This window comes from Candidatus Endomicrobiellum pyrsonymphae (assembly GCF_020328025.1).
Lineage (GTDB): Bacteria > Elusimicrobiota > Endomicrobiia > Endomicrobiales > Endomicrobiaceae > Endomicrobiellum > Endomicrobiellum pyrsonymphae.
On sequence record NZ_JAIXMZ010000077.1, the window covers coordinates 1 to 5,153 of the forward strand.

Annotated in this window: 5 protein-coding genes; 3 read left to right on the forward strand and 2 right to left on the reverse strand. The window is 37.9% G+C overall.

What is annotated here, in order from left to right; translation table 11 throughout:
• The 3 genes from LE180_RS06035 to rho form a co-directional block, all read left to right on the forward strand.
• Positions 1 to 1,055, forward strand: a 1,055-nt coding sequence (locus tag LE180_RS06035) for a DNA polymerase (protein WP_374134556.1), incomplete at its 5' end; no start/stop codon positions are given.
• Positions 1,052 to 1,645: a dephospho-CoA kinase gene (gene coaE, locus LE180_RS06040; protein ID WP_374134557.1), complete on the forward strand. Its 594-nt coding sequence runs from the start codon at positions 1,052 to 1,054 to the stop codon at positions 1,643 to 1,645. The genes LE180_RS06035 and coaE, both read left to right, overlap by 4 nt.
• A gap of 177 nt (positions 1,646 to 1,822) precedes the next feature.
• Complete coding sequence (gene rho, locus LE180_RS06045; protein WP_374134560.1) at positions 1,823 to 3,094, forward strand: transcription termination factor Rho; 1,272 nt, start codon at positions 1,823 to 1,825, stop codon at positions 3,092 to 3,094.
• A gap of 301 nt (positions 3,095 to 3,395) precedes the next feature.
• On the opposite strand, the gene LE180_RS06050 is transcribed toward rho, so the two are convergent.
• Both LE180_RS06050 and LE180_RS06055 read right to left on the reverse strand, forming a co-directional pair.
• Positions 3,396 to 3,557, reverse strand: a complete 162-nt coding sequence (locus tag LE180_RS06050; RefSeq protein ID WP_374134558.1) for a hypothetical protein — start codon at positions 3,555 to 3,557, stop codon at positions 3,396 to 3,398.
• Between the two features lie 56 nt (positions 3,558 to 3,613).
• Positions 3,614 to 5,002, reverse strand: a complete 1,389-nt coding sequence (locus LE180_RS06055) for a hypothetical protein (RefSeq protein WP_374134559.1) — start codon at positions 5,000 to 5,002, stop codon at positions 3,614 to 3,616.
• Between the last annotated feature and the right edge of the window lie 151 nt (positions 5,003 to 5,153).

Below are 5,153 nucleotides of genomic sequence, written 5' to 3' on the forward strand. Positions count from 1 at the left end.
TCTCCAAATCTCCAAAACAGCTTTCTACAATATTGTTTGAAAAACTTAATCTTCCTGTAATCAAAAAAACTAAAACTGGATATTCAACGGACGAATCGGTGTTGTCTGAACTGTCCTCTTATGAATTGCCCGCCGAAGTGTTGAAATACAGAGAATTGCAAAAATTAAAAACCACATACATAGACCCAATAACAAATTACTGCGCTTATTATGACGATAGAATTCATACCGTTTTTAATCAAGCTGTAACAACTACAGGAAGATTGTCGTCAACAGAACCAAATTTGCAAAATATTCCTATAAGATCCGCTTATGGCAGAGAGTTTAGAAAAGTATTTGCGCCTGCGGAAAATAAGATTTTTATCTCTGCAGATTATTCGCAAATTGATTTAAGAGTTTTGGCGCACATTTCAGAGGATCAAAAACTTATTGAAGCTTTTAAAAACAGCGGAGACATTCATAGCGCTACGGCGAGAGAAATTTTTAATATACCAAAAGACGAACCCGTTCCAGATGGTTTAAGAAACGCGGCAAAATCTATCAACTTTGGGATAGTTTACGGTATGTCTCCTTTTGGACTTTCAAAGCAGTTAAATATTTCTGTGGTAGAAGCAAAAGAATACATCGATGGATATTTTGAAAGATATAGCGGAGTAAAAACATGGATGAAACAAGTTGTAGCGCAGGCGGCAAGAGATGGTTATGTAGGTACGATTACCGGTAGAATAAGATATATGCCGGAATTGCAATCTATGAATGTTCAGCTTAGAAATACCGGCGAGCGAATAGCTTTAAACATGCCGGTTCAGGGCAGTTCTGCAGATATTATAAAAATTGCTATGATAAATATATATAATGAGATTAAACTCAAAGATTGTAAATCTTTAATGCTCTTACAGGTGCATGATGATCTTCTTTTTGAAGTTCCCGTTAAAGAACAAGAACTTATGATTGCAATTGTAAAGGATAAAATGGAAAATGCCGTAAAATTAAGCGTTCCATTGTTTGTTGATATTAAGATAGGCAAAAACTGGGGAGAGATGAAAAAAATATGATAATAGGTTTGACGGGAGGCATTGCTACTGGAAAAAGCGAAAGCGCCAAGTATTTTGAGGAGCTTGGAGCTTATTCCATAGATGCCGATGCAATATCTAGAGATATTACCAAGCAAGGTATGCCCGCATTAGCTAAACTTGTAAAGATTTTTGGCAACGATATTTTATATTGTGACGGAAATTTAAATAGACAAAAACTTGCAAATATTGTTTTTTCAGATAAACAATCAAAACTTGAAGTAGATAAAGTTCTGCATGTTTATATAATTGCTCGTATAAATGAAATAATCTCACGTAAAACAAACAAACCTAACGTAATAGTGAACGCTCCTCTTCTTTTTGAGGTAGGGTTGGACAGAATCTGCGATAAAATTGTTGTTATATGGATTCCTTATGACATTGAGGTAAAACGTTTGGCGTTGAGAGATAATTTAAACACCGACGAGGTGAAAAAAAGAATTGATTCTCAAATGCCTTTGGAAAAAAAGACTAAGCTTGCAGATTTTGTAATAGACAACTCCGGTTCAAAAAAAGAATTAAAAGAAAAGATAATTAATTTATATAAATTGTTGACATCTGGAGTAGAATAATATAGAATCCAGCCGTTCTAGCTTATCAAAGGTGTCTTCCAAATCCGAAGGACAGTCGCGATATGATAGCCTAAAGCATACAAATGAAGACGTTTCAGAATAAGGATCTCTTTGTAAACAATCAAAACAGCATGTATATTTAAACTTTGGAGGGAGTCAATGGAAAAAGATAGATCTATGAATATGTCAGTTTTATCTAAACACACAATGATGGAACTGATAGAAACTGCAAAGAAGCTCAATCTTGAAGGTGTTGCAGGTTTAAGAAAGCAGGAGCTTATAGCAAAAATTTTTGAAGCTCAGTCAAAAGAAAACAAAATGGTTTATGACGAAGGCGTGTTGGAAATCTTGCCCGATGGTTTTGGATTTTTGCGTTCCCCAGATTATAATTATTTGCCGGGTCCGGATGATATATACATCTCTCCCTCACAGATAAAGAAATTTGCATTAAGAAAAGGTGACACAGTCGCGGGGTATGTGCGTCCCCCGCAAGGTCAGCAAGAGAGATATTTTGCTCTTCTGCAGGTAAAATCGATTAACGGACAAGAAAATCTTGAAGGTATAAGGGACAGAGCTCTTTTCGATAATTTAACACCTCTATATTCTAATGTAAAAATAGTTCTTGAAACGAGAAAAGAAGAAATACCAACAAGAGTTATAGATATGCTTGTTCCTATTGGCAGAGGACAAAGAGTTTTAATTAATGCTGCTCCAAGAACCGGCAAAACTGTTCTTTTACAGAAACTTGCTAACGCTATCACTGAAAATAATCCGGATATTGCGCTCATGGTTTTGTTGATAGACGAAAGACCTGAAGAAGTTACAGATATGCAGCGTTCAGTTAAGGGAGAGGTTATATCTTCAACTTTTGACGAACCGTCAGATAGACACATACAGGTTGCAGAAATGGTTATAGAAAAGGCTAAAAGAATGGTTGAGAATGGGAGACATGTTGTTGTTCTTTTGGATTCCATTACAAGACTTGCAAGAGCGTATAACACGGCAATACCTTCAAGCGGCAGAGTTCTTTCCGGTGGACTTGATTCTAACGCATTACAGAGACCGAAAAGATTTTTCGGAGCTGCAAGAAATATAGAAGAAGGCGGTAGTCTTACAATTATAGGTACTGCTCTTGTTGAAACCGGAAGCAGAATGGACGATGTTATATTCGAAGAGTTTAAAGGAACGGGAAATTGTGAAATTTATCTTGACAGAAAGCTCGCGGATAGAAGAATATTCCCGGCTATTGATCTTTTACGTTCAGGCACGAGAAAAGAAGAGCTTCTCTTAAATGAGGACGAAAAAAATAAAATGTGGATAATTAGAAAGTGGATGAACTCAATGAACTCCATAGAGGTTATGGAAGAATTGAGAAAGAGATTGCTTAACTCAAAATCGAATAAGGATTTCTTAAAGCAAATGGAACTTTTCAGTACAGAAGGACTATAATTAACGCTTTCTTCCCATCTAATCTATACTCTTCACTATTTATTAATACTTCTTCTACACATTTTGTTGTCCTATACGCGCAACTTTCACTCAAATTGTCCCATATCTGATAAAGGATTGGCGGACCGGATCAAAGAAACTCACGAGCGTGTTTGAGATATGCTCGTGAGTTTCTTTTTTTTAATGTAAAACCCGCAGTTCAAAGACTTTTCAGATTAGTACAAAGATTTTTATACTACGACTGAACTTTTTTTTGATTACAACCTATCCTGCACCATTTTTCTAATCATCAAATCTGTTTTCACCGCCACATCATTCCTTCCTCAGCATTCTGCCATCTTCGCCATATTGCTACATCAAACAGACAGATTATACTCCCGCCATCTTCTTCATCTCCGACAGCAGATTCTCCGCCATCTGCAACAGATTCGGCAACAGCTTTGGTACTAAATAAACGGAACAAAGCGCCACCACCCTTTTTTTGGTTGTTGTTGCTATACTTGTGGCTACCTGTGCCTGTCAGTCTGGCAGCAGTCTCAGTATGTTTTGTGGATGCGGAGGCGGTGGTTCTGGTGCTGAAAGCCTCTTATTCGCTTGCGCCATGTCCCACTTTTTTTTTGTCCATGACAAAATTCCGTTCCCTCTATAGAATTCCCTATCAATCTGCATGAATCCAATTTCAATAAGTCCAATGCTTCCAAGCTCTAGTGCATTGTGGCTAGCACTTTCTTTCATGACATCGCCAACGCTTACCTCAGGTCCATTCCCTGCCAACAAAAGAGAACGCGCCGCATTCCAAACAGAAAAGACACCCGCTAGAATTAAATTAGGAACAAAGGGCATTAAAAACTCAGACGCTTTTGACCCCCAACCCGCTTCTAGCTCCGATTCACTATAAAAATATCTGTCTTTGACATTAAATATGGTTGAATGCTTAAGCCTATATGCGCCTATAGCTAGAGGCAAAATAGCTGGAGACATTAAACTGCTTAAAAAATTGCTAACTGCAAGAGACAGGAGTCCCCACCATCCTCTAGAATCTCTCCCCCATCCCAGATACGGCAATATATAGTCCGTCACTTTGCTTTCCCACCAACTTGCTGCGCTCTTAATTCCTTGTAGCACGCCTCCAAAGTATCCATTGTGCTTCCAATAGTTGCTCCACCAATCATCTTTCATATGGTTGAGTAAACTAAAATTCCCAGCTTTTTCTTTATCAAAATCAGGCAAATCAAGTAGGTTCGGCAAATCTGACTCGTGTTCGATTATTTCCTTCATGTAGTTAGCTGCAGCTTTCTCGTATTCTTTTTTTCTTTCATTGAGGTCGTTGACTATTGCTACTTGTACGGGACATACTCTATTACGCTTATCATTACCAGACCAGCTATCAACAAGTGTCGTATTTCTTTCTTCACAGAGCTTGAGATTTTCTTCAGCGTCTTTGAAGTCTTTATCAGTAATGCCTTTAAGATAAATATCATAGATGGAAGCATTAAGATTATCAAAACTTCTAATTGCCTTCGCGCACTTTGAGGCGCTCTTCTCGTCTGGGTAGTTGGACTCGAGAGCGCAATGTTTAACTATGGATTGCGCCTTGGCAACTCCTTCCTCTTTTGTAGCTCCTTTTATCTTTTCGTATTTAACTGCTCTCTCTTTTTCGTCTGTTGCTTTTTTCTCTTCTGCTGCTTTCTTCTGCTCACTACTCATCGCTACTCTCGTCCCATGTAGCCGTATTTCGGACACACATACTTCGCTTCCATCTGCCGGCGATTTACATGTAACCAAAAGAGGCTTACCACATCCTTTGCCGCCACCCACAAGCGCGCAATGCAAATCCTTGCCTTCAAGAAGCTTAACACCATATTTCATGCTTTTAAACCTAACAGTCGAAGTACCTCCCTTATTCACACATACTGTTTCCTTTTTCTTGTGCGTCTTTAATATTTTTTGAAAGCGTATTTGTATGTAAAATATTTGGCACTTCTATACCATGCAAAATCATATTCAATATATGCGAGCGCTTTTTTTTCTATGCCGTAAAAAGTATTATGTTGCAATA